General features: G+C 44.4%; 22 protein-coding genes, 1 pseudogene and 1 riboswitch. Of the genes and pseudogenes, 3 read left to right on the top strand and 20 right to left on the bottom strand.

The genetic code is table 11. The features are described from left to right. Positions 1-3: 3 nt before the first annotated feature. The 3 genes and pseudogenes from AC3ISE_RS01905 to pcrB all read right to left on the bottom strand — a co-directional run bounded on the left by AC3ISE_RS01905 (position 4) and on the right by pcrB (position 2,965). Complete coding sequence (locus tag AC3ISE_RS01905) at positions 4-1,380, bottom strand: 3'-5' exonuclease (RefSeq protein WP_489224237.1); 1,377 nt, start codon at positions 1,378-1,380, stop codon at positions 4-6. Between the two features lie 69 nt (positions 1,381-1,449). Further along, positions 1,450-2,125 (bottom strand): annotated as a pseudogene (locus tag AC3ISE_RS01900) (UvrD-helicase domain-containing protein); the annotation flags it as partial. Between the two features lie 153 nt (positions 2,126-2,278). Beyond that, positions 2,279-2,965: a heptaprenylglyceryl phosphate synthase gene (gene pcrB / locus AC3ISE_RS01895; RefSeq protein WP_489222823.1), complete on the bottom strand. Its 687-nt coding sequence runs from the start codon at positions 2,963-2,965 to the stop codon at positions 2,279-2,281. A 255-nt stretch (positions 2,966-3,220) separates the two neighbouring features. Between pcrB and AC3ISE_RS01890 the strand changes: the two genes are divergently transcribed. Then, positions 3,221-4,231, top strand: coding sequence for a DUF3231 family protein (locus tag AC3ISE_RS01890; protein WP_489222822.1), 1,011 nt, complete (start codon positions 3,221-3,223; stop codon positions 4,229-4,231). A gap of 376 nt (positions 4,232-4,607) precedes the next feature. On the opposite strand, the gene AC3ISE_RS01885 is transcribed toward AC3ISE_RS01890, so the two are convergent. From AC3ISE_RS01885 to AC3ISE_RS01875, 3 genes are read right to left on the bottom strand one after another with little or no spacing between them, the layout of a single operon-like run. Next, complete coding sequence (locus AC3ISE_RS01885; RefSeq protein ID WP_070879478.1) at positions 4,608-4,916, bottom strand: YerC/YecD family TrpR-related protein; 309 nt, start codon at positions 4,914-4,916, stop codon at positions 4,608-4,610. Between the two features lie 22 nt (positions 4,917-4,938). After that, positions 4,939-5,958: a DUF3048 domain-containing protein gene (locus AC3ISE_RS01880; RefSeq protein ID WP_489224236.1), complete on the bottom strand. Its 1,020-nt coding sequence runs from the start codon at positions 5,956-5,958 to the stop codon at positions 4,939-4,941. A 41-nt stretch (positions 5,959-5,999) separates the two neighbouring features. Beyond that, positions 6,000-7,739 (bottom strand): adenine deaminase C-terminal domain-containing protein, encoded by a 1,740-nt coding sequence (locus AC3ISE_RS01875; RefSeq protein ID WP_489222821.1) that lies wholly within the window; start codon positions 7,737-7,739, stop codon positions 6,000-6,002. Positions 7,740-7,838: 99 nt separating this feature from the next. On the opposite strand from AC3ISE_RS01875, the gene AC3ISE_RS01870 reads away from it, so the two are divergent. Both AC3ISE_RS01870 and AC3ISE_RS01865 read left to right on the top strand, forming a co-directional pair. Continuing rightward, positions 7,839-8,081 (top strand): YgaP family membrane protein, encoded by a 243-nt coding sequence (locus AC3ISE_RS01870; RefSeq protein ID WP_070879475.1) that lies wholly within the window; start codon positions 7,839-7,841, stop codon positions 8,079-8,081. Positions 8,082-8,304: 223 nt separating this feature from the next. Then, positions 8,305-8,406, top strand: coding sequence for an EYxxD motif small membrane protein (locus AC3ISE_RS01865; RefSeq protein WP_346265498.1), 102 nt, complete (start codon positions 8,305-8,307; stop codon positions 8,404-8,406). Here the strand turns inward: AC3ISE_RS01865 and purD are convergent. The 14 genes from purD to AC3ISE_RS01795 all read right to left on the bottom strand — a co-directional run bounded on the left by purD (position 8,387) and on the right by AC3ISE_RS01795 (position 22,304). After that, positions 8,387-9,655: a phosphoribosylamine--glycine ligase gene (gene purD, locus AC3ISE_RS01860; RefSeq protein ID WP_489222820.1), complete on the bottom strand. Its 1,269-nt coding sequence runs from the start codon at positions 9,653-9,655 to the stop codon at positions 8,387-8,389. The genes AC3ISE_RS01865 and purD overlap by 20 nt on opposite strands. Positions 9,656-9,676: 21 nt before the next feature. Beyond that, positions 9,677-11,215, bottom strand: a complete 1,539-nt coding sequence (gene purH, locus AC3ISE_RS01855) for a bifunctional phosphoribosylaminoimidazolecarboxamide formyltransferase/IMP cyclohydrolase (RefSeq protein ID WP_489222819.1) — start codon at positions 11,213-11,215, stop codon at positions 9,677-9,679. 3 nt (positions 11,216-11,218) lie between these two features. Continuing rightward, a complete protein-coding gene (gene purN / locus AC3ISE_RS01850) occupies positions 11,219-11,800 on the bottom strand; it encodes a phosphoribosylglycinamide formyltransferase (protein ID WP_489222818.1) in 582 nt (193 codons plus the stop codon). Next, complete coding sequence (gene purM, locus AC3ISE_RS01845) at positions 11,797-12,837, bottom strand: phosphoribosylformylglycinamidine cyclo-ligase (RefSeq protein WP_430008864.1); 1,041 nt, start codon at positions 12,835-12,837, stop codon at positions 11,797-11,799. Before purM ends, purN begins: the two co-directional genes overlap by 4 nt. A 17-nt stretch (positions 12,838-12,854) precedes the next feature. Continuing rightward, complete coding sequence (gene purF, locus AC3ISE_RS01840) at positions 12,855-14,282, bottom strand: amidophosphoribosyltransferase (RefSeq protein WP_489222817.1); 1,428 nt, start codon at positions 14,280-14,282, stop codon at positions 12,855-12,857. Then, complete coding sequence (gene purL, locus AC3ISE_RS01835; RefSeq protein WP_489222816.1) at positions 14,258-16,486, bottom strand: phosphoribosylformylglycinamidine synthase subunit PurL; 2,229 nt, start codon at positions 16,484-16,486, stop codon at positions 14,258-14,260. The genes purF and purL overlap by 25 nt, the downstream gene beginning before the upstream one ends. Beyond that, complete coding sequence (gene purQ, locus AC3ISE_RS01830) at positions 16,470-17,153, bottom strand: phosphoribosylformylglycinamidine synthase subunit PurQ (protein WP_133313369.1); 684 nt, start codon at positions 17,151-17,153, stop codon at positions 16,470-16,472. Before purQ ends, purL begins: the two co-directional genes overlap by 17 nt. After that, entirely contained in the window at positions 17,150-17,404 is a 255-nt protein-coding gene (gene purS / locus AC3ISE_RS01825) for a phosphoribosylformylglycinamidine synthase subunit PurS (protein WP_070875309.1), read from the bottom strand. The genes purQ and purS overlap by 4 nt, the downstream gene beginning before the upstream one ends. After that, the gene (gene purC / locus AC3ISE_RS01820; protein WP_489224235.1) at positions 17,392-18,117 is read right to left on the bottom strand and encodes a phosphoribosylaminoimidazolesuccinocarboxamide synthase; all 726 of its coding nucleotides are present in this window, start codon (positions 18,115-18,117) and stop codon (positions 17,392-17,394) included. Before purC ends, purS begins: the two co-directional genes overlap by 13 nt. A 226-nt stretch (positions 18,118-18,343) precedes the next feature. Continuing rightward, positions 18,344-19,636 (bottom strand): adenylosuccinate lyase, encoded by a 1,293-nt coding sequence (gene purB / locus AC3ISE_RS01815; protein WP_070875308.1) that lies wholly within the window; start codon positions 19,634-19,636, stop codon positions 18,344-18,346. A 16-nt stretch (positions 19,637-19,652) separates the two neighbouring features. Beyond that, entirely contained in the window at positions 19,653-20,852 is a 1,200-nt protein-coding gene (purK, locus tag AC3ISE_RS01810; RefSeq protein ID WP_489224234.1) for a 5-(carboxyamino)imidazole ribonucleotide synthase, read from the bottom strand. Continuing rightward, complete coding sequence (gene purE / locus AC3ISE_RS01805) at positions 20,770-21,258, bottom strand: 5-(carboxyamino)imidazole ribonucleotide mutase (RefSeq protein WP_489222815.1); 489 nt, start codon at positions 21,256-21,258, stop codon at positions 20,770-20,772. Before purE ends, purK begins: the two co-directional genes overlap by 83 nt. A 117-nt stretch (positions 21,259-21,375) precedes the next feature. Beyond that, positions 21,376-21,477: riboswitch (purine riboswitch) on the bottom strand. Between the two features lie 87 nt (positions 21,478-21,564). After that, positions 21,565-21,765 carry an NETI motif-containing protein gene (locus AC3ISE_RS01800; RefSeq protein ID WP_191556470.1) on the bottom strand — a complete coding sequence of 67 codons (201 nt, stop codon included), beginning with the start codon at positions 21,763-21,765 and terminating at the stop codon, positions 21,565-21,567. Then, positions 21,762-22,304, bottom strand: coding sequence for a DUF2179 domain-containing protein (locus AC3ISE_RS01795; protein WP_309193566.1), 543 nt, complete (start codon positions 22,302-22,304; stop codon positions 21,762-21,764). The genes AC3ISE_RS01800 and AC3ISE_RS01795 overlap by 4 nt, the downstream gene beginning before the upstream one ends. Positions 22,305-22,771 lie beyond the last annotated feature (467 nt).

Raw genomic sequence — 22,771 nt, 5'->3', positions numbered from 1 at the left:
GATCTACACTTTTTGAATCGGAGCAAACTTGGCAAGCAGGCGTTTAATGCCGACAGGGCTTGGGAACGCAATATCAAGCTCTTTGCCTTCTCCTTCGCCTTTCACACTGACAACTGTGCCAATCCCCCACTTTTTATGCTCTGCTTTATTGCCGACAGACCAGGCAATTTCGTCTCCGCCTGTTGAAGCCGCCATCGGTCTGTTAACCTGAGGGCGTCTTTCCGGCCGGGATTTCGCAGCAAATGGAGATGTGCTCTTTTTCACTTCATTTAGATTCTCCAGCAGTTCAGACGGAATCTCTGAGATAAAACGGGATTCAGGATTCATGTTTGTACGTCCGAAAAGAGTTCTCATTTTAGCATTCGTAATGTACAGTTCTTTTTCGGCGCGGGTAATGCCGACATAAGCAAGACGGCGCTCTTCTTCCATCTCCGCTTCTTCCATAAGAGAACGGCTGTGAGGGAATACGCCTTCCTCGACACCCATCAAGAAAACAACCGGGAACTCCAGTCCTTTCGCAGAGTGGAGAGTCATCAGCACAACGGCTTCTTTAGAGGCTTCCTCATCTTCATCTAATTTATCAATATCAGCAACTAAAGCCAAATCAGTTAAAAAGGCTACTAAGCTTTTATCTTCACTGTTTTTCTCGAAGTTTTGCGTAACAGATAAAAACTCATCAATGTTCTCAAGACGGCTTTGTGCTTCGATCGTTTTTTCCGTTTTCAGCATGTCGCGGTAGCCTGTCTTTTCAATGACTTCCTCTGCAAGCTCAGTGACAGACAGGTAATCCTGCATGTTTGTCAGATTGCGCACAAGCTCGCGGAAATCAACCATCGCACTGACAACACGCGCACTTACGCCTGTAAATTCGATTTGTTCGATCGCACCGAACAGAGATAAATCATTGTCGAGCGCATACTGGGCTATTTTATCGACTGAGGTGGCGCCTACACCGCGCTTTGGTGTATTAATAACACGCGCTAAGCTGATATCATCGTCAGGATTGGCAATTAATCTTAAGTATGCCAGGATATCTTTAATTTCTTTTCTGTCGTAGAACTTAATCCCGCCGACAATGGTGTAATTGATGTTTGATTTGAGGAGGATTTCCTCGATTACACGGGACTGGGCATTCGTGCGGTAGAGAATCGCAAAATCAGACAGCTTTCTTCCTTCTGAAGAGACAAGCTGATTGATTTTCCCCGCTACGAACTGTCCCTCGGCTGATTCACTGTCAGCGCGGTAATAGTTGATCTTCTGGCCCTCATCATTTTGAGTCCAAAGATTTTTCGCTTTGCGGTTCATGTTGTTTTTAATAACTCCGTTTGCCGCTTCAAGGATACGCTGTGTGGAACGGTAATTCTGCTCAAGCAAAATCACGCTCGCAGTCGGGTAGTCTTTTTCAAAAGAAAGAATGTTCGCGATATCCGCACCGCGCCAGCGATAAATCGACTGATCGGAATCACCGACAACACATAGATTCTGAAAACGTGATGCAAGCATTTTAACCAATAGGTATTGCGCCTTATTCGTATCCTGGTACTCATCCACATGGATAAACTGAAATTTGCGCTGGTAGAATTCAAGCACTTCAGGAACACGCTGAAACAGCTGAATCGTTGTCATGATTAAATCATCAAAATCAAGCGACTGGTTTTTCAGCAGCTTTTTGATAATCCTTGTAAACATCGCTTGCAACCTGTTCATACATGCCGCCCGCTGTTTTTTCAAACTCTTCAGGTGTGATCAGTTCATTTTTCGCTCCGCTGATGCTTCCTAAAATACTGCGGGGATCAAACTTCTTTGGATCGATATTGCGATCTTTGAGAATCGATTTAATGACAGAAAGCTGGTCAGTCGTATCGAGAATCGAGAAGTTTCTGCTGATTCCAATCCGGTCGATATCTCTTCTTAAAATACGGACACACATGGAGTGAAACGTCGAAATCCAAATATCATCCGCACCTGGTCCGAGCAGCTTTCCGATTCTTTCTTTCATCTCGCGTGCCGCTTTATTTGTAAAAGTAATGGCTAGAATATTCCAAGGCGCTACGCCCTTTTCCACCATTAAATAGGCAATTCTTCTTGTGAGCACACTTGTCTTGCCGCTTCCTGCTCCGGCCATTATTAAGAGCGGTCCATCTGTTGCCTTGACCGCTTCTTTTTGCATATCGTTTAAACCATTCAATAATTGATCTGTTAAAAATTGCACGTTCCGGACACCACCTTGTATCAAACATATGTTCTTATTTTATCTCATGTACTGAGTAATTTGCAATTAAGGTTTTACTGCTTTTACTGTTTTCAAAGCTGATCCAAAATCATCGTAGATGACATTGCCGATAACCACAACATCCGCATATTCAGCCATTTCAGCTGCCTGTTCAGGCGTTTCAATGCCTCCGCCGTAAAAGAGTTTGGTAGAGGATAAGACAGAGCTTGCAGCCTGTACCACATTTACGTCTCCGTAAGTTCCGCTGTATTCTAAATAAAAGATCGGCATATGAAACATGTTTTCAGCCATTCGGGCATACGCCATGACATCATCTGCTGTCAGCTCCGCATTCGCTTCTGTAAGTTTCGCCGCTTTGCAGTCACCGTTTAAAATACAATAGCCTTCTACAATCAGCTCATCCCAGCTCATGATCTCGCCATATTCTTTTACAGCTTCATGATGCAGTCCCATTACCCATTTCGTGTTCGTGCTGTTCATAACCGACGGGATAAAATACAAATCAAATCCCGGTATAATCGACTCAATTTCAGACACCTCAAGCACACAAGGTACAAGGTATCTTCTGATTCGGGACATTAAGTTTAACACATTATCCATCGTCACATTATCGCTTCCGCCGACGATGATCGCATCTGTTCCGGATTCACATATTATTTCTAGATTTTCATCGCTTATCTCTTTATCTGGATCGAGTTTGAAAACATGTTTCCACTCGGTAACGTCGTACATGGTCTTTCCTCCTAACAATCGGGTTCCACCTGAAACATTATATCAAATTAACGCCCTGCAAAAAACGGACAGGTGCTATGAAGGTTTTGACAATCTGTTCACGGAATCGGGGTTTGGGGTGTTTTAAGGCATTATACATTTTTTCGGCAGCAAGATTTTCCTTGTTTCAGGGTGTCATAGCCTCTGTAACGCGCCAATAGAAATCCTCATTATTCAAATTCACAATGTAGATACTACTCCTATGGAGGGATCGCATTGAATTTTAAGAATCCAATTTGTTCGTCTGAGCTTGGTACATTGTGGCTTACATATCAGGAAAAAACAATGATTTTAAGAATATTAGAGTATTTCATGGAAAAATCAGAAGATCAGCAGGCAAAAAACATTATGGGAGGCTTGTGGCAGGAGCTCAATCATTTTGTCATCAAAATAGAAGGCATTTTTGAAGGTGAGGGAGTCGTTATACCAAGAGGTTTTACAAAAGAGGATGTAAACCCGGAGGCTCCGAAGCTTTTTGATAATGGCTTTGACATCATGCTGCTCCGCATTTTAAAAGAGGTGAGCATGGGGATGTATACACTCAATATGAATATGGCTTACCGTGAAGATGTTATGTCCATCTATGAAGGACTGACAACGGTGACTCATAAGGTGTATAAGCTATCTACTCATTATCTCCTGGATAAAGGCATCCTAACGCTTCCTCCGATCGTTGAAAAGCCAAAGACCACTGAGTTTATTGAAGATAAAAACTACCTGAGCGGTTTCTCTTTTTTTAAAAATAACCGCGCCTTAAATGATATTGAAATTGGTTATCTTCATCATGGCATTGAAACAAACAACATCGGCATGCAGCTGATATCAGGTTTTGCGCAGTGTTCAACGGACAAAGCGGTTAAGAGGTATTTTTCAAAAGGAAAAAAGCTTGCCAAAAAACAGATTGAACTGTTTGAAGAACTTCTTATGGACAGTGATGTGCAATTCTCTGCAGGTTCAGGAGGGACCGTCACTTCTTCCACAGTCGCCCCGTTCTCTCATAAGCTGATGATGTTTTGCATCTATCTGTTAAACGGCTTTGGTCTTGTAGGGAGCAGCTTCGGATCGATTTTCAGTTTACGAAGCGATATATCTCTGAAAACTGCTTTAATCGCCAAGGATATTTACTTCTATGCAAATGACGGGATTAAACTGATGATTGAAAATGGATGGTTTGAAGAGCCGCCACAAATGAATGTTTCGAATAAAAACAAAGAGGCTGGGACGTAACGATTATCTCCTGAATGAAAGCCGAACATTGAATAGTGCGAAAACCTTTAAAAGATAGGGCTATTTTCGCATAGATTGTTGTTTTTCATGATAAATGTGTCCGTTCCTTGCAGCGAGAGGAACTTGCTTTCCGCGGGGAGCATGGGAGCCTCCTCGGCGTTGCCTGTGGGGTCTCCCATTTTGCTCTATGTCCCGCAGGAGTCAAGTTCCTTCCGCTGCAATCCACTTAAGGTTTCTAACATTTAGTCCTGCAGCAACAATATTTATGAAAAGAGCCAAAAAAAAATCCGAACTATAAAACGAAATTCAAGTTGGAATTTCACTTAATAGTTCGGATTTTTCTTTGGCTGAAAACCTTTTGTCCCAGCCTCTTGTATTAAGATTCCTTTGTTTCCTGTGTTTGAATGCGTTCAAGCGCCATTGTATAGGCATCGTTGCCATAGTTCAGGCAGCGCTTTACGCGTGAGATGGTTGCTGTGCTTGCACCTGTTTCGGTTTCGATCTTATGATATGTGAAACCTTCGCGCAGCATGCGTGCTACTTCAAGGCGCTGTGCAAGTGATTGGATTTCGTTCACTGTGCAAAGGTCATCAAAGAATCGATAGCATTCTTCCAGGTTTTTTAATGATAAAACAGATTCAAATAATTGGTCGAGTTCTTTTCCCCGTAATTTTTCAATTTGCATCTTCATTCTCCTTTTATGAAAATTAGTGGAGTGAAACGTGATTTTCTAGAGCAGGCACTATATTAATCCATGTTTTACCCGGTACAAATCCGACTGGTTCTCCGTTTAAATAAGGCAGGATTCGTCCGTCGATATTGCGCCATTCCACTTGGCGGCTGACGCCTTTTTGCAGCAGGATCCCTTTGCCTCCGGATGTTAAATCAATCGCTCTTCTTCCATAGTCGTCAATCGTTTGATGCTTCATTTCTGCGATAAATAAATTATCGACAGCAATAGCTTCTCCTGTTTCCAGGTCTTTCGTTTGTTCATTGTTGCTATATCGTAAGTACTTCTCTGTTTGTTTGTCGTATTTATAGTCTGAATTCCACACATCTGACTGGTCGTAGCGGACAATGGCTTCTAAACCGGAATCACCTTTAGGCGCTGCTTTTGCACCAGTAAACGGCAGCGGTTTTGGCTGCTTCGACAGGTTCATTCCGTTCAGATCTGCGCCTTCTTCTATATTTTCAGCAGAGATATAAGAATTGTGCGGCGGTTTTCTGAATGCGGCTCTCCAAAAGAGCGTGCCATCATAAAACAAGCCATTCAAGTAATCATGTTTTCCCTTTTCAAGCGTCTCTTTAGCCTGCGGACTCCAGCCGTGGCTAATAAAAACTGCATCATAGCCGGTGCTCAAGTCTACATAATATTCTCTTGCGCTTCTGACAGGACCGATTACTGCAGGCTGATTGCTCTGGTAAACAGCAAGGAATCTGGTGATATTTCCTTCTGATAAAACCTCATATACAAGATCAGCCTGATGAAGTCCAGACTGTGGACGCGCTGCCGGATGATTATTGATCATCACTGCAAAGGCACGCTGTTCCACTTTCTCATCAGAGGGCAAACCTGTTAATGGATAGATGTTTTTCTCCACAATAGGCGCAGATGTTTCGTCCTCTTTTACAGCATCTGCTTTTGGATGGCTGTTTTCTTCTTGCTTACAAGCCGTACACATGGCGAACAGGAGCAATGCCATGAACAGCCGCTGCATTTTCATCATGTTGTTTTTCACGATTGACACCTTCTGCTTACTTTTATATTTTAACGCATTATCGATGGAAAGAGTATTATTTTTTTAAGCACATCATAGATGCCCACAGGAGTGATCCTGATATACGGCAAATGAGTCGACGACAGGAAAAAGAGGGAATAAACCGCATCGCCAAAGTTATATCCTCTATCTTTCAGGAGCTGCTTAAACCTTTCCTCTTTTTGAACAACTGCACTAAACTCTTCAGCAGACGCTCCTCCGCAAATCTCCAGGGGTATTTCATGGAGAACCTCCCCTTTTTCTGCAAGGACAATGCCGCCTCCGAGCTCCTTCATCCTATTAAATGCTGTGATCATATCATGCTTGCTTTTCCCGATTAAAATGATATCGCCTGTTGTTGAATAAGAACTGGCAAGACCTCCGAGTGATGAAGCAAATCCTTTCAGCATGGTGTTGATCCGCCATTTTCCTTTCTTATCAATTAATGCAAGAAAGGACTCATCGTGATGGCTGCCGAGTTCGTCAAATGAATTGTCGATGGTAATGCTGTAAGGTTCCATGATGACATCATTCTTCATTTTAAGGCCCAGCGGCATTGAAAACTGCAGGTCATCATAAGACAAGGACCATTCGATCTTCATTTTTCCGTATCCGGATTTAGTCCAATTAAAATCTCCGAAGCCTTCAGCCGGCAATCCGTCTTTTCTCAGCCACTTACCTTTTGACAGCACAGCAGCTGGAGTTGGATTATCGGGTGATTCCAAAATATTCAGATTCGCCAAACGCCCTGGGGCTACTGCACCTGTTACATCTTCCATCCGGTAATACCTGGCCGGATTAAAGCTAGCCATATGATAAGCATCTATTACCGGGATATCGTGCTCAATGGCCATTTTTATCATCGAATCCATCATGCCGTCTTTATAAAAATGCGGTGTTGCTCCGTCAGTAGTGAAAAAGAAATGATCATAGTGGCGAATTTCTTTTTCACGAATGCCATTAAGCAGCTGCGGTAAATCAGGCCGGATCGAGGAATGTCTGAGTGAAACAGTATAGCCGAGTTTTAACCGCTCTAACACATCATCTCCTGTCATCGCTTCGTGATCGCAGTCGGCCCCGAATAATTTCATTTTGTTCAGTGTGTTTGCTGAAGCACCGGGAAAATGTCCTTCTATTCGCTTTCCCTTTCCTTTCATCTCGACCATCCATGACAGCATCAAATCATCATCTGAGAGCAGCTTTGGCCACCCCGTTAATTCTCCGCCTTGAATAACATATTCATGTTCCATCCATTTTTTCATAAAATCGAGAGATAAATATTCGTGCTCATTAGCGACCTCAGTCTGAAGATCGAAACGGCTCCACCACAAATACTGCAAAGGAAGCTCGTTTAATTCGCGAATTAAAGTAAGCGCTTTCTTTTTATCGGACTGAAAAAGCAAAAATAAGTTGTCGCATATAAGTGTCGTTGTACCGAACTGTGACACATACTTCCCGAAAGAATGGGGATTATAAAGTTGAAATGGGTGAGCATGAGGCTCAATATATCCAGGTACAATAAAACGATCTTCGCAATCGATGATCTCAGGTTGTCCTTCGGCAGGAAGCTTATCGCCAATATAAACAATCCGGTCACCTGAGATCCAGATGTTGGCTTTGATCCATTGCTTCAGATAAGAGTTCAAGTACATCCCATTTTTCAAAACAAGAGCTGGAGGCTTATGGCCTGATGCCGCTTGTATGTGATTTCTGATTTGCCGGACTTTCCATTGTGCCTGTGACTGGGGCATTTCAGACCCTCCCTAAATTTCTTATCTTATATGTTAACATATGTAACCGTTTAACGCAGTAAAGATTTACTGTATTTTCAAAAAGAGGAGGAACTTATTATGAAACCGAACATCGGCATTGTAAACGGACTGATCCGGATTACAATCGGACTGTTTTTACTATCGTGGGCATCAGCAAAATATTCGAAAAAACCTTGGAAGGATTCTCTGCTGCTCATGATGCTGCTTGGTGCGATGAAAGTTGGAGAAGGCATCCTCAGATTCTGCCCGATGGTGTTTATGTATCAGGAATACCGGAAAGAGGATTTGGAGTTTGAGGATAAGACTTATAATCCTTCATAGAAGTGCGGAATCGCCCGGTTAGCTCCGACAGGCAGAAAAGGCTTCGACAGAAAAGGCGCTTTTTGCCTTTACTGGCGAAGCCGTTCTGACCGAGGAGTTGGGCGATGGAGCCGGACAATACAGAAATGCGGAATCGCTCGTTTAGCGCAGGCTGGTCAGTACCAATCTTCATAAAAAACAAGACTCTCCTGCCATCAGGAGAGTCTGCTAAGAGGTGAACATCATGATCATGGAGTATTTAACCGATATGACATTCGTGCTTGCTTTGCTTATCGGCAGTATTGTTGCCTTAATGTTTGTCTATGTTAAGAAAAAACGTGTTTAGTTGCCTTTGCACCGATGTCCTTGCGGTAGAACAAGGCAGGACAAGCTACTTCAGAAACGTACTCATATACTTGAGTCTGCGCTTCAAGTAAATCACTGCCGTAGGCAATCACAGCTAAAACCCGTCCGCCATCTGCAACAAATTCATTGCCGTTTTTCTTTGTCCCCGCGTGGAAAAGCGCACCTTGCTCAAAGCTTGTACGAAGCGTGCCGATTGCTTCGCCTTTTTTGTATTCATTCGGATAGCCGTTTGAAGCAAGAACAACTCCAATTACCGCTTCTTTGCGCCATTTTAGATCTGCTTCTTTTCCATCTAAAATAGCAAGCAGAATTTCAATCAAGTCTGATTCTAAGCGCGGCAGTACAACCTGTGTTTCCGGGTCGCCAAAGCGCGCGTTAAATTCAATGACCTTTGGGCCTTCCTTCGTTAAAATCAATCCTGCATATAAAATCCCCGTAAATGGAGTGCCATTCGCAATCATGCCAACAGACGCCGGTTTTAACACTGTTTCAACAGCTTCCTGCACAACAGCATCTGAAATTTGGGGTACTGGGGAGTAAGCGCCCATTCCGCCTGTATTCGGGCCTTCATCATGATCGTATGCACGTTTATGATCCTGAGCGATCACCATTGGATAAACAGCCTCGCCGTGGACAAAAGCCATTAAGGAAAATTCCTCGCCATCTAAGAATTCTTCGATGACAACGGAGCTGCTTGCCTCCCCGAATTTAGCATCCTCAAGAAAATCACGCAGACAGTCGATTGCTTCTTCTACTGTCATCGCGACGGTTACCCCTTTTCCGGCAGCCAGTCCATCTGCTTTGATGACGATAGGAGCTCCTTGTTCCAGCACGTATTGCTTCGCTTCTTCAAAAGAAGTAAACGATTGATACGCTCCAGTCGGAATGTTATTTTTCATCATTAATTCCTTGGCGAACTTCTTGCTGCCTTCAATGAGGGCAGCTTCCTTTGTTGGACCGAAAACCCTCAGTCCCGCTTCTTGAAACGCATTGACGACGCCATTCAGGAGCGGAACCTCAGGACCTACGATTGTAAGCCCAACCTCGTTTTCTTTTGCAAAAGCAACGAGCTCCTCTGTATTTTGCTCATCGATTGCTATAAGCTCGGCAACGCTGCTCATTCCATCGTTCCCTGGAGCAACAAACACTTTCCGGGCAAGCTTACTCTGTGATGCCTTCCAGGCGATTGCATGTTCACGGCCTCCGCGGCCAATGATTAGAATGTTCATCGTTACCAGCACCTCACTAGATTAATGTTTAAAGTGTCTAACTCCTGTAAATACCATCGTAATGCCGTATTCATCTGCTTTTTGGATGGAATCTTCATCCTTAATCGATCCGCCAGGCTGAATGATTGCTGTTACGCCCGCTTTTGCAGCTGCTTCAACTGTATCGTTCATTGGGAAAAATGCATCAGACCCCATTGCGCTTCCTTCAGCAAGTGCACCTGCCTGTTCAATCGCAATTTTCGCCGCACCGACACGGTTCATCTGACCCGCTCCAACGCCGACTGTCATCTGATTTTTCGTTAGCACGATTGCGTTTGATTTCACATGTTTCACGACTTTCCATGCAAGCTTTAAGTCTTCCCACTCCTGTTCAGTTGGTTCGCGCTTTGTAGGGATCGTAATTTTTGCATCGTCAAAAGAAAGCGTGTCCTCATCCTGTACAAGCAGACCACCATGAATCGAAGTGATTTGCTGATCCTGTTTTTCTGCACCCAACACATCTAATGTAAGAAGTCTTAAGTTTTTCTTAGATGTTAAAATAGCTAAAGCTTCTTCATCAAAAGAAGGAGCAATGACAATCTCAAGGAAGATTTCATGTAATTTATGAGCAGTTTCTTTGTCCACTTCATGATTTAAAGCGATAATACCGCCGAAAATCGAAGTCGGATCTGCTTCATATGCGCGCGTGAACGCTTCGAAAATCGTTTCGCCTGTTCCGACGCCGCATGGATTCATATGTTTGACAGCAACAGCTGCCGGCTGCTTGAATTCTCTTACGATTTGAAGAGCAGCATCTGCATCTTTAATATTGTTGTATGAAAGTTCTTTGCCGTGAACCTGTACAGCTTCAGCAATCGAAACATTGCTTGCCAAAGGCTTTTTATAAAAAGTAGCATTTTGGTGAGGATTTTCACCATAGCGCAGTGATTGTTTTTTCTCGAACGTATACGTCACTGTCTCAGGGTCTTCCTCGCCAACAGCATTCGTTAAATATTCTGCGATGAGCGCGTCATAAGAAGCGGTATGGCGGAATACTTTTGCAGCAAGTTTTTGCTTTGTTGCAAGGGTAACTTCCTTCTCGCTCTTGATCTGCTCAAGTACTTCAGCATAGTCAGCAGGATCTACAACTACGGCAACATCCTGATGATTTTTTGCTGCTGAACGAAGCATCGTCGGACCGCCGATATCGATATTTTCGATCGCATCTTCAAATGTCACGTCCTGCTTGGAGATCGTTTCTTTAAATGGATAAAGATTCACGACTACTAGATCAATCGGCAAAATACTGTTTTCTTCAAGCTGCTTCATGTGATCAGGGTTGCTGCGGACAGCGAGCAAGCCGCCGTGGATATTTGGATGGAGTGTTTTGACGCGGCCGTCCATGATTTCAGGGAAACCCGTTACCTCTGAGATTCCTGTTACTTTGACGCCGTTTTGCTGAAGCAGGCTGCTCGTTCCGCCTGTTGAAATGACTTCAATTCCTTGTTCCACTAGCTCTTTAACAAAAGGAATGATGCCTTCTTTATTTGAAACACTGACAAGTGCGCGTTTGATTGTCATTCTTTACACCTCTAACTCTCTTTTTTGGAAAAGGGTATTTAGTACGTGCGGATAGTATGCGTGCTCAAGCTTGTGGATCTTAGCAGATAAGGACTCAAGCGTGTCGGACTCTTCTACTTCGAGTGCTTTCTGAGCAATTATAGGGCCCGTATCCATGCCTGCATCTACAAAGTGAATCGTAATTCCTGTTACTTTCACTCCTGCATGAAAGGCCTGGCCGATGGCATCCTTGCCTGGAAAGGACGGCAGCAAGGATGGATGCAGATTGATGATATTCTTTGGATAAGCGGTAAGCAGCGTTTCTCCAATGAGTCTCATATATCCCGCAAGCACCACATAGGAAACGTTATACTGCTTCAATTGATTCAGGATAATCGTTTCGAATGCTTCCTTGTTTTTAAATTCCTTCGGTGAAAACTCGAAGACAGGGATGTTTGTTTTCTCAGCGCGTTCGACGACTTTTGCTCCCGGCCGGTCGCAAACAAGAAGCGCAATTTCCGCTGCCAGTCCTCCGCTCTTCACTTCATCCAGTATAGCCTGAAAATTAGAGCCCGTTCCAGAAGCAAATACTGCGATCTTCATCATGAGAGAGAGCCTCCGCCAAATGTGACGCCCTGGCCTTCCTTCACACGTCCGATGATATAAGCCTTCTCTCCGTGCTTTTCGATTTCATTGATGACATTGTGCATCTGCTTGTATTCAACCGCTAAAACAAAGCCGACGCCCATGTTAAAGATGTTAAACATTTCTTCTTGGCTGAGCGCCCCTTTTTCCTGCAGCAAATCAAAGACAGGAGGAATCGGCCATGAGCCATAATCGATTTCTGCCCCTAAGCCTTCAGGCAGCATTCTCGGAATGTTTTCAATAAATCCGCCGCCCGTAATGTGGGCCATGCCATCTACCTTATACTTCTTCAATACTTCTAATACCGGCTTCACATAAATCTTAGTCGGACGCAGCAATTCCTCACCAAGTGAGTGCTGAAGAGGTGCAACTTGCTCTTTTAATGAAAGTCCGTGATCTTCAAGCAAAATCTTGCGTACTAATGAAAAACCGTTGCTGTGCAGTCCGCTTGAGGAAAGTCCGATTAAGACGTGACCTGCACGGATATTCTCGCCTGTAACAATCTCTTCTTTTTCGACAGCGCCAACCGCAAAGCCTGCGATATCATATTCGTCCCCGTCATATAGACCGGGCATTTCAGCTGTTTCTCCGCCTACCAAAGCACAGCCTGACTGCTCACAGCCGTCTGCTACTCCTTTGACGATCTGCTCGATTTTGACAGGCTCTGCTTTTCCAAGCGCCAAATAATCAAGGAAGAACAATGGCTCTGCGCCCTGTGCAAGAATATCATTCACACACATCGCGACTGCATCTACACCAATCGTATCATGCTGATCCATAAGGAAGGCAAGCTTGAGCTTTGTGCCTACTCCATCTGTGCCCGATACGAGGACCGGCTGTTTGTAATTCAGCTCTGAAAGATCGAACATGCCGCCAAATCCGCCGAGGCTTCCCATAACGCCTTTTCTCATTGTTTTAGCTACATGCTTTTTCATTCGCGAAACGGCTTCATAGCCAGCTTCTATATCAACGCCTGCCTGCTTGTATGCGTTTGACATCACACATTCCCCCGCTCTTATTTCGTCATTACTTCTTCCTTTTCATGAGGCAATTCTGTATCTGGATAAATTTCAGTCGGATATTTTCCTGTAAAACAAGCTAAACATTGACCGCGGCGTTCTCCTTCATAAGGGCGTCCAATTCCTTCAAGCAGCCCTTCTACACTTAGGAAAGTCAGCGTGTCAGCACCAATTATTTCGCGGATCTCTTCCACTGAGTGGCTCGCTGCAATCAATTCTTCCGTTGATGATGTATCAATTCCGTAGAAGCATGGATTGTTGATAGGCGGTGACGTAATGCAGACATGCACTTCCGTTGCTCCCGCTTCTCTCAGCATGTTAACGATTCTGCGGCTAGTTGTTCCGCGCACAATGGAATCATCCACCATGACAACCCGCTTGCCTTCAACAACGCCCCGTACGGCAGACAGCTTCATTTTCACGCCCTGCTCTCTCAGAGACTGTGAAGGCTGGATAAACGTTCTGCCGACATAACGGTTTTTGATCAATCCAAGCTCATACGGAATACCGGATGCTTCTGCATAGCCAATCGCTGCTGAAATACTTGAATCCGGCACACCTGTGACAACATCTGCTTCAAACGGAGCTTCAACTGCCATGCGTTTCCCAAGGTTTTTGCGCGCTGTATGAACATTAATGCCGTCGATGTTGCTGTCAGGTCTTGAAAAATAAATATATTCCATGCTGCAGATCGCGCGGTTGACGTTCATGGAGAAGCGCTCTGAATGCAAGCCGTCATCGTTAATGATTAACAGCTCTCCAGGTTCAACCTCACGAAGATATTCAGCACCGATAATGTCAAAAGCACACGTTTCAGATGCGACAACATAAGAGTCGCCAAGCATGCCGATTGATAATGGGCGAAGACCGTTCGGATCCAGCGCAACCATCATTTCCGTTTCCGTCATGATTAAGAAAGCATACGCTCCTTTGATCATCGTCAGCGCATTTTTAATTTTATCCTTCATTGAGAAGTATCCGCTTCTCTTAATTAAGTGAGCAAGCACTTCTGTGTCTGATGTTGATTGAAAAATACTTCCCTGATTTTCAAGCTGATGTTTCAGCCCGTTTGCATTCACTAAGTTCCCGTTATGGGCAAGAGCCAGGCCGCCGCTTTCAGAACGGAAAAGAAGCGGCTGAACATTTTCAAAACCGCCTCCTCCAGCCGTCGCATAGCGAACGTGGCCGATGGCTCCTTTTCCTTTAATATCATTCAGACGGCCGCCGCTGAATACTTCTGTGATCAGGCCCTGCCCTTTTACACAAGTCAGCTTCTTCCCGTCCGTTGAAACAATCCCCGCACCTTCTTGCCCGCGGTGCTGAAGACTATGCAAGCCGTAATATGTGACTTGCGGTGCCTCAGAGTGTCCCCAAATTCCGAACACTCCGCACTCTTCGTTTAATCCTCTGATTTCAGCAAGCATGGAATCGCCCCTCTCCAAGCTGTTTCAAGCGCGCTTACCTTAGATTGAATGATGATTTCGCCTGTTTCATTCTTCACAGTGAAGGCTGCATCTTCTGTGACACTTCCGATTAATGCAGCATCTGTCATTTCTTCAAAAGCTGTCTGGTGTTCAGGCTTAACTGTCACGATAAAGCGGGACTGTGTTTCACTGAACAGCGCCGCAACTGCTTCGCCATTTACTGTAATGCTTGCACCAAGTCCGTTCGTGCCGAATGTGCTTTCTGCAGCTGCTACTGCCAAGCCGCCTTCTGCAACGTCATGGGCAGAGGCTACTACTCCTGCGCGAATGGCTGCAGATAATTGCGCCTGGCGCTCTGCTTCAACTCTTAGATCCATTTCAGGTGCTTTGCCGAAAATCTTGCCGTGAACCATTTTTTGCAGCTCGCTGCCGCCAAATTCAGCTTTCGTCTCTCCGATCAAGTAGATCAGGTCGCCTGCTGCTTTGAAGGACTGTGTTGTAATGTATTTTGTATCTTCAATAAGTCCAACCATCCCGATAACAGGTGTCGGATAAACAGCTGTTCCGTTTGTTTCATTATAAAGCGATACGTTTCCTCCAATTACCGGTGAATTCAGCACGCGGCACGCTTCACTCATGCCATCAGCTGCTTTTTCGATTTGCCAGAAGATCTCAGGCTTTTCAGGATTCCCAAAGTTCAGACAGTCTGTCACTGCAAGAGGTCTTCCGCCTGAGCAGACGATATTGCGTGCTGCTTCAGCAACGGCAATCATTCCGCCAACCTCAGGATCGAGGTAAAGATATCTTGAGTTGCAGTCTGTTGTCATCGCAAGTGCTTTATTTGTATCGCGAATACGGAGAACCGCTGCATCAGAGCCAGGCGCTACAACCGTATTTGTGCGGACCATGTAGTCATATTGATCATAAACCCATTCTTTGCTCGCAATTGTCGGCTGTTTTAAGAGGTTCATCAGTGTTTCTTTCAAGTCGCCCACTTCAGGCGTGATTGCTTCCATCTCCTGAAACTCTTTGTAATAAGCCGGCTCAGCAGATGGCTTGTGATAGACGGGTGCTTCTTCTGCCAATGCATCAACCGGAATTTCTACAACAACCTCGCCTTTATGGAGAAGACGCAGCATTTTATCATCTGTTACAACCCCGATTGCTTTTGCTTCAAGCTCATATTTGTCAAAAATGTCGGTGATTTCTTTTTCACGGCCCCGTTCAACGACTAATACCATCCGCTCCTGTGATTCTGAGAGCATCATTTCATAAGGTGTCATTCCTGCTTCACGCTGCGGTACTAAATCTAAATTCATCTCGATGCCTGAACCTGCTTTGCTCGCCATTTCAGCAGTCGAGCTTGTAAGTCCGGCTGCTCCCATGTCCTGAATGCCAACAAGAGCATCGCATTTTATAACCTCTAGACAAGCTTCAAGCAAAAGCTTTTCCATAAACGGATCGCCTACTTGAACAGCAGGGCGTTTTTCATCTGATGCATCTGTCAGTTCTTCTGATGCAAATGTAGCGCCGTGAATGCCGTCGCGGCCTGTTTTAGCGCCCACATACATCACGGTATTGCCGATTCCTTTTGCTACACCTTTTTTAATATCTTCATGGTTGATTAAGCCGACGCACATCGCATTTACAAGCGGATTTCCATCATAAGAAGGATCAAACTGAATTTCTCCTCCGACTGTAGGAATACCGATGCAGTTTCCGTAGCCTGCAATCCCTGCTACAACTTCTTCAAACAAATAACGAACGCGAGGGGATGTTAATTCCCCGAAGCGCAGAGAGTTTAATAGAGCAATAGGACGCGCACCCATTGAAAAGACATCACGGATGATTCCGCCTACGCCTGTTGCTGCCCCTTGATAAGGTTCAATCGCGGAAGGGTGATTATGGCTTTCGATTTTAAACACAACTGCCTGCTCGTCTCCAATATCAACGATCCCGGCACCTTCGCCAGGTCCTTGAAGAACATGCTCGCCTGTAGTTGGGAACTTCTTTAAAACGGGCTTGGAATTTTTGTAGCTGCAGTGCTCTGACCACATGACAGAGAAAATGCCGAGCTCTGTATAATTCGGCAGGCGTCCCATAATCGTTTCAATCATTGAAAACTCATCATCACTAACGCCCATTTGACGGTAGATTTTCTCTTCTTTAATCATTTGCTGTGTTGGTTCAAGCAGTAGTGACATGAGATTCCCTCCAGTTTTTCACGATCGATTTAAATAGGTTCAGTCCGTCCGCGCTTCCTAGCAGTGCATCAACTGCACGTTCCGGATGCGGCATCATTCCAAGAACATTACCGCGCTCATTGACGATTCCCGCGATATCTTCCAAACTTCCATTTGGATTGTTTTCATATGTGAAGACAATTTGATTGTTTTCTCTTAATCTTTCTAAAGTCAGCTCATCACAATAGTAGTTTCCTTCACCATGTGCGATTGGAACAGAGATGGCCTGCTCTTTTTCATAGGCAGAGGTAAACATTGTTTTTTCATTTTGAACGATAAGCTTTGTCGGACGGCACATGAATTTCAAGTTTTCATTCCGTTTCATCGCACCAGGCAATAGACCTGCTTCAAGTAAAATCTGAAATCCGTTGCAGACGCCAAGAACCGGCTTGCCCGCTTCAGCAGCTTTAACAACTTCCTTCATGACATTTGCAAAACGTGCAATCGCGCCGGAACGGAGGTAATCTCCGTATGAGAATCCCCCTGGAAGTAGAATGCCGTCAAAACGGCTTAGATCTGTTTCATCATGCCAAACGTACTCTGCTTCTTCTCCAAGCTCATCTTTGACAGCGTGGAACATATCGATATCACAGTTTGATCCCGGAAAAACGATGACGGCGAATTTCACTGTGCGACAACCTCCTCCACCTCATAGCGGTAGTCTTCAATGACTGTATTTGCAAGCAGCTTTTCGCACATTTCACGAACCGTTGCGTCCAGGTCACGCTCAGTCTTTTCAATCGTAAGCTCCATGTACTTTCCGATCCGAACATCGTTAACCTCTTTGTAATTCATGCTGTGCAATGCGTGCTGTACCGCGCTTCCCTGTGGATCAAGAACGCTTTCTCTGAGTGTAACGAATACCTTTACTTTGTACATGCTGTTTCTCCTCCTAAACGATTTAAAATTTCTGAGTATGCATCTGTTAAGCTGCCGATATCACGGCGGAAAACATCTTTATCAAACTTTTCATTCGTTTTTTCGTCCCATAACCGGCACGTATCAGGCGAAATCTCATCTGCTAAAAGCAGCGTGCCATCCTTTGTTAAACCAAATTCTAATTTGAAGTCCACCAGGCGGATGCCGCAGTCTTTGAAATGGCTGATCAAAACCTGATTCACTTTTAATGCCGCTTCCTTCAGCTCCTGTACTTGCTCTTTCGTTGCAGCTTCAAGAAGTTCAATGTGATCTTCCGTGATAAGAGGGTCACCCAGATCATCATTTTTATAATAGAATTCTACAATTGGAGTTTTAAGCGGTGTTCCTTCCTCAATTCCAAGTCGCTTTGAGAGGCTTCCTGCCATGATGTTGCGGACTACGACCTCAAGCGGTACAATCGAAACCTCTTTGACAAGCTGCTCCGTTTGGGAAAGCCTTTTGATGAAATGACTTTCAATGCCGTTCTCAGCCAGCTTTTCAAACAGCAGCGTCGAGATTTCATTATTCAAACGGCCTTTTCCTTCGATTTCAGCTTTCTTCTCACCATTGAAGGCTGTTGCAGAGTTTTTATATGAAACTAGTAAAACAGCATCTTCATTTGTGCGGTAAATTTGCTTCGCCTTGCCTTCATAAAGCAGGTTCAACTTTTCAATAGTCATGAAAATCCTCCTGTTAACGACAGAATATTGGGAAATATCGAAGTGCGGAATCGCCCGGTTAGCTCCGACAGACAGATAAGGATCCGACAGGAAAGGCGCTTTTTGCCTTTTCTGGCGGAGCCGTTCTGGCCGAGGAGTTGGGCGATGAAGCCGGACACCGCAGTGTTTCTTTAAAAAAGAGGCAAATAAAATATTTACCTCATTGTTTTTTTGATTCAGCTTATAGACCTAAACGGTCAAAAATCGTATCTACACCTTTTAAGTGGTAGTTGTAATCAAAGCAGTCATCAATCAGTTCACTTGATAGACGGTCCGTGATTGTTCCATCCGCTTCTACCAGGCTGCGGAATGGCACTTGTTTTTCCCATGCTTCCATCGCTTTTGGCTGCACGATATCGTAAGCCTGCTCACGTGTCATACCGGAATCAATCAAGGCAAGAAGAACGCGCTGTGAGTAGATAAGGCCAAGCGTGCGGTCCATATTGCGCTTCATGTTTTCAGGGAAAACCGTCAAGTTCTTCACGATGTTGCCGAAACGGTTCAGCATGTAGTTTAATGCAATGGTTGCATCCGGCAGAATGATTCGCTCTGCAGATGAGTGTGAGATGTCGCGCTCATGCCATAGAGGCACATTTTCGTAAGCTGTCATCATATATCCGCGGATGACTCTTGCAAGACCTGTCATGTTTTCAGAACCGATCGGGTTGCGTTTGTGAGGCATTGCTGATGATCCTTTTTGACCTTTTGCAAAGAATTCCTCAACCTCGCGTGTTTCACTCTTTTGAAGACCGCGAACCTCTGTTGCGAATTTCTCAATCGACGTTGCGATTAATGCAAGTGTGCTCATATAATCTGCGTGACGGTCGCGCTGCAATGTCTGAGTGGAGATTGGAGCTGCCTGCAAGCCTAATTTTTCACACACATATGCTTCAACAAATGGATCGATGTTTGCATATGTACCAACTGCGCCGGACATTTTTCCGAATTCAATGCCTTCTGCTGAACGCTTGAAGCGCTCTAAGTTGCGTTTCATTTCCTCGTACCACAGGCCAAGCTTAAGGCCAAACGTCGTCGGCTCAGCGTGTACTCCATGTGTACGGCCCATCATGACTGTGTATTTGTGTTCAATCGCTTTGTTTTTTAAGATCTCAACAAAGTTTTCAATGTCTTTTAAGAGAATATCGTTAGCCTGTTTTAAAAGATAAGAAAGAGCTGTATCAACTACGTCTGTAGAAGTTAAGCCGTAATGCACCCATTTTCTTTCGTCTCCAAGCGTTTCAGAAACCGCTCTTGTAAAAGCAACCACGTCGTGGCGTGTTTCTTCTTCGATCTCTTTGATGCGGTTAATATCAAATGAAGCGTTTTGACGAAGCAGCTTTACGTCTTCCTTTGGGATGTGCCCAAGCTCAGCCCATGCCTCACATGCAAGTATTTCAACCTCAAGCCAAGCTTTAAAACGGTTTTCTTCCGTCCAAATTGCACCCATTTCAGGTCTTGTGTAGCGTTCAATCATTGATAAATCCTCCGTTCTATTGTTGAGCCCATAGTTTGTTGATCTCTGTTTCTGTCTGATCAATTGTCTCTGTTAAAAAAGTGACGTGCCCCATTTTCCGTCTGTGCTTCGCCTCTTTTTTACCGTACAAGTATATCTTACCTTCGCGGAATAACGAAAGATTATTTAAAACAAGCGGCATATGTTCGCCTAAAACGTTGACCATCAGCCCAGGATGCAGAAGTGCCGGCTTTCCAAGCGGCAAATTGCATACAGCTCTTATGTGCTGCTCAAATTGGTCCGTCTCGCAAAGATCAATCGTGTAATGACCGGAATTGTGGGGCCTAGGAGCAAGCTCGTTTATAAATACTTCACCGTCTTCTGTCACAAACATTTCAACAGCAAGCGTCCCGACCAGGCTAAACGCCTTTGCAAGCAGGTCTGCCTGTTTTCTTGCTTCTTCGGCAACCTCTTCCTGTATTCTTGCAGGCACTATGCTTTGATGAAGGATATTGTTTACATGGATATTTTCTGCAATTGGAAAGGAGCTGATCTCTCCATCAGAGTTTCTGGCAACAATCACCGAGATTTCTTTTTCAAAAGATACCCACTTTTCCAAAATACATGTACCGCTGTTTAAAAGCTTTGCAGCTTCAGGTATATCGCTTTCCTGCCTGATTACAGCCTGCCCTTTACCATCGTAGCCACCTCTGCATGTTTTCAAAACACACGGATACCGAAGTTCTTGCACAGCAGCGGAAAGTTCTTCTGCCGTTTTGACAATCCTGTAGTCTGCAACTTTGCAGCCTGCGTCTGTAATCGCCTTTTTCTCTGTCTCGCGATCTTGAGTTAAAGCGAGAAGGACAGAACCTTGAGGCAGGTGTGCATTCTCTTCAATCCATTTTAAAGCCTCGTAATCTATGTTTTCAAACTCGTAAGTTATCACATCACTAAGTTCAGCAAGCTTCTTTATTGCTGATAAATCATTGTATGAAGCTGTAATTTCATAGTCTGCAAGCTGTCCGCACGGTGAGTTCGGGGTCGGATCTAAAACAGCCACATCATATCCCATGCTTTTGGCAGCCGCCGTCATCATTCTGCCAAGCTGTCCGCCGCCGATAATTCCAATTGTAGAACCTGGCAAGATCGTTTTGTTAGACAAGCTCATCACTGCTTTCCAGCACGTTTTTTTTCGTTCGTTCACGTCTTGTTTCCAGTGCTTCTGCAATCTCACCATTTGTAATCGATAAGATTTGTGCAGCAAGCAGCCCCGCGTTTACCGCTCCGGCTTTTCCAATCGCAACCGTTGCAACCGGAACACCTCCGGGCATTTGAACAATTGACAACAGGGAGTCCATGCCATTCAGCGCTTTTGACTGAACAGGCACTCCGATAACAGGAAGCGTTGTCTTCGCTGCAACCATGCCAGGCAAATGCGCTGCACCGCCTGCACCTGCAATAATAACCTTTAACCCTCTATTTCTAGCATCTTCTGCGTATTCAAACATATAATCAGGTGTACGATGCGCCGAAACGACTTTTTTCTCGTAAGGCACCTGCAGCTCATCTAAAATCTCGCACGCGTGCTTCATCGTTTCCCAGTCAGACGTGCTTCCCATAATAATCCCAACCGCTGCTTCCATTCTATATCCCACCTTTTTTATCCATAAAAAAAGCCCAGCATGCATCGCTTCTCTATAAGAGAAAGCAACACAAACCGGGCATCAGAACATTTTTAAAGAAAGCCGTTCCATGACAGGCTGAAAATTACTTTCCCTCATAGTCCAATAATTTACGGTTATCGGGTAGAAACTTTCGGGCCATATTCCCGACTTTATATGAGGTAAAATACATTCGTTTTCATATCCATGTTTATCATAACAGCACACTTGAGAAGTTGTCAACGCAAAATCGAACAATAATGTTTATCGGGACAAAAATGTTCGTATTTAGATCAGTTTTCCTTCAAAAACAATCTTTTTACCATAAGGTACCACTTCAATAGCACCATTTACCTTCTCTTCTTTAAAGATGGGCTCTTCCATTCTTCTTACAGGCATGTATCCTTCTTTTTGCATGCGGGAAAGACAGCTGTCAATCGTCTCGCCCTCAAGCACTTCAAACTTTCGCTTTTTAGGTTTATCCGTCATACCTCAATCTTGCTCCTTCTTACAGCCTTCACCCAGAAACCGCCGTGTATGGTTTTTGGTTCAAAAGCAATAATAAACGCCTTCGGATCAAGCTCTTTAATCGCAGCATATAAATTCAGCTCATACCTGCGCGGCGTCAGAATCTGCATCGCTAATCGATCGCCCTCGCGCCCGTTCGCCATCCAGTCTGTCACACCATATCCGCGGTCTCTTAAAATCGCCGGTAAATCCTTGTCACTCTCTGTTGAAATCACATTAACTGTAATATACCCGAGAGCAAGCTTCTCTTCAATCTTCATCCCTACAACAACACCAATGCCATAACCAACAGCATAAGCAATCAAGTTCTGAATCTCATTTAAATTATCGAGCACCAGCCCAAGGCCAATAACATAAATAACAACCTCAATCGTACTGATAAAAGCCGCTAAATACCGCTGACCCTTTAACGTCAAAATCATGCGTATCGTAAAAAATGATACATAAACAATATTGATGAGCAAGATGATTAACACCATCGTTACACTATTTGAAAGCAATCGACTTCCTCCTAACCTTGTTCTACCTCCTAATGAAGGTAACAGGTCATATCTTACTAAAGTTTCTGGAAAGACACAATGGGGGAATGGCGCGCGCGGATAGTAAAATGCCGATTCTGGAGAGTTAGAGCTCTCGATCGGATAGTGAAACACATTTTGCGGAGAGTATGCTCGTGCAGCTCATTGAAATGAGCGTTTGAAATGCTATTTATTAGACCAAATTTGCAAGGGAGCTAGAAAAAGGCTATTTTCAGAGTTATTACATATAGGTTGTGTCTTTTTTTAAAATTCTGCCTTGGTTTGGAGCTTCTGCTCAATCATGCACTGAATGACAGCGACATTTATGCCACTGAAATTTATGCTCGTCTAAGCTCTTTTTCTGCTCGCTAAGTAAGATTTATGGCCGTTCAGCCAATTTATTTCAAACGCCGGCAGCATTTGAAATAAGTTCTCTCTTTTTCCATACA

The organism is Metabacillus sp. KH_069, assembly GCF_057838075.1.
Note: the sequence above shows the minus strand (reverse complement) of the source record. Positions and strands in the feature narration are given on the sequence as shown.

Bases quoted from the DNA above. Each gene is read 5' to 3' on its own strand.
- AC3ISE_RS01880 (WP_489224236.1), bottom strand. From the start codon at position 5,958: ATGATGAAAATGCAGCGGCTGTTCATGGCATTGCTCCTGTTCGCCATG.
- purF (WP_489222817.1), bottom strand. From the start codon at position 14,282: ATGCTTGCTGAAATCAGAGGATTAAACGAAGAGTGCGGAGTGTTCGGA.
- AC3ISE_RS01885 (WP_070879478.1), bottom strand. From the start codon at position 4,916: ATGCAAATTGAAAAATTACGGGGAAAAGAACTCGACCAATTATTTGAA.
- purE (WP_489222815.1), bottom strand. From the start codon at position 21,258: ATGGAAGCAGCGGTTGGGATTATTATGGGAAGCACGTCTGACTGGGAA.
- purK (WP_489224234.1), bottom strand. From the start codon at position 20,852: ATGGTGAGATTGCAGAAGCACTGGAAACAAGACGTGAACGAACGAAAA.
- purM (WP_430008864.1), bottom strand. From the start codon at position 12,837: ATGTCAAACGCATACAAGCAGGCAGGCGTTGATATAGAAGCTGGCTAT.
- AC3ISE_RS01875 (WP_489222821.1), bottom strand. From the start codon at position 7,739: ATGCCCCAGTCACAGGCACAATGGAAAGTCCGGCAAATCAGAAATCAC.
- AC3ISE_RS01870 (WP_070879475.1), top strand. From the start codon at position 7,839: ATGAAACCGAACATCGGCATTGTAAACGGACTGATCCGGATTACAATC.
- purB (WP_070875308.1), bottom strand. From the start codon at position 19,636: ATGATTGAACGCTACACAAGACCTGAAATGGGTGCAATTTGGACGGAA.
- purH (WP_489222819.1), bottom strand. From the start codon at position 11,215: ATGACAATCAAACGCGCACTTGTCAGTGTTTCAAATAAAGAAGGCATC.
- pcrB (WP_489222823.1), bottom strand. From the start codon at position 2,965: ATGTACGACGTTACCGAGTGGAAACATGTTTTCAAACTCGATCCAGAT.
- AC3ISE_RS01865 (WP_346265498.1), top strand. From the start codon at position 8,305: ATGATCATGGAGTATTTAACCGATATGACATTCGTGCTTGCTTTGCTT.
- purD (WP_489222820.1), bottom strand. From the start codon at position 9,655: ATGAACATTCTAATCATTGGCCGCGGAGGCCGTGAACATGCAATCGCC.
- purL (WP_489222816.1), bottom strand. From the start codon at position 16,486: ATGTCACTACTGCTTGAACCAACACAGCAAATGATTAAAGAAGAGAAA.
- AC3ISE_RS01800 (WP_191556470.1), bottom strand. From the start codon at position 21,765: ATGACGGATAAACCTAAAAAGCGAAAGTTTGAAGTGCTTGAGGGCGAG.
- purN (WP_489222818.1), bottom strand. From the start codon at position 11,800: ATGATGAAGATCGCAGTATTTGCTTCTGGAACGGGCTCTAATTTTCAG.
- purS (WP_070875309.1), bottom strand. From the start codon at position 17,404: ATGTACAAAGTAAAGGTATTCGTTACACTCAGAGAAAGCGTTCTTGAT.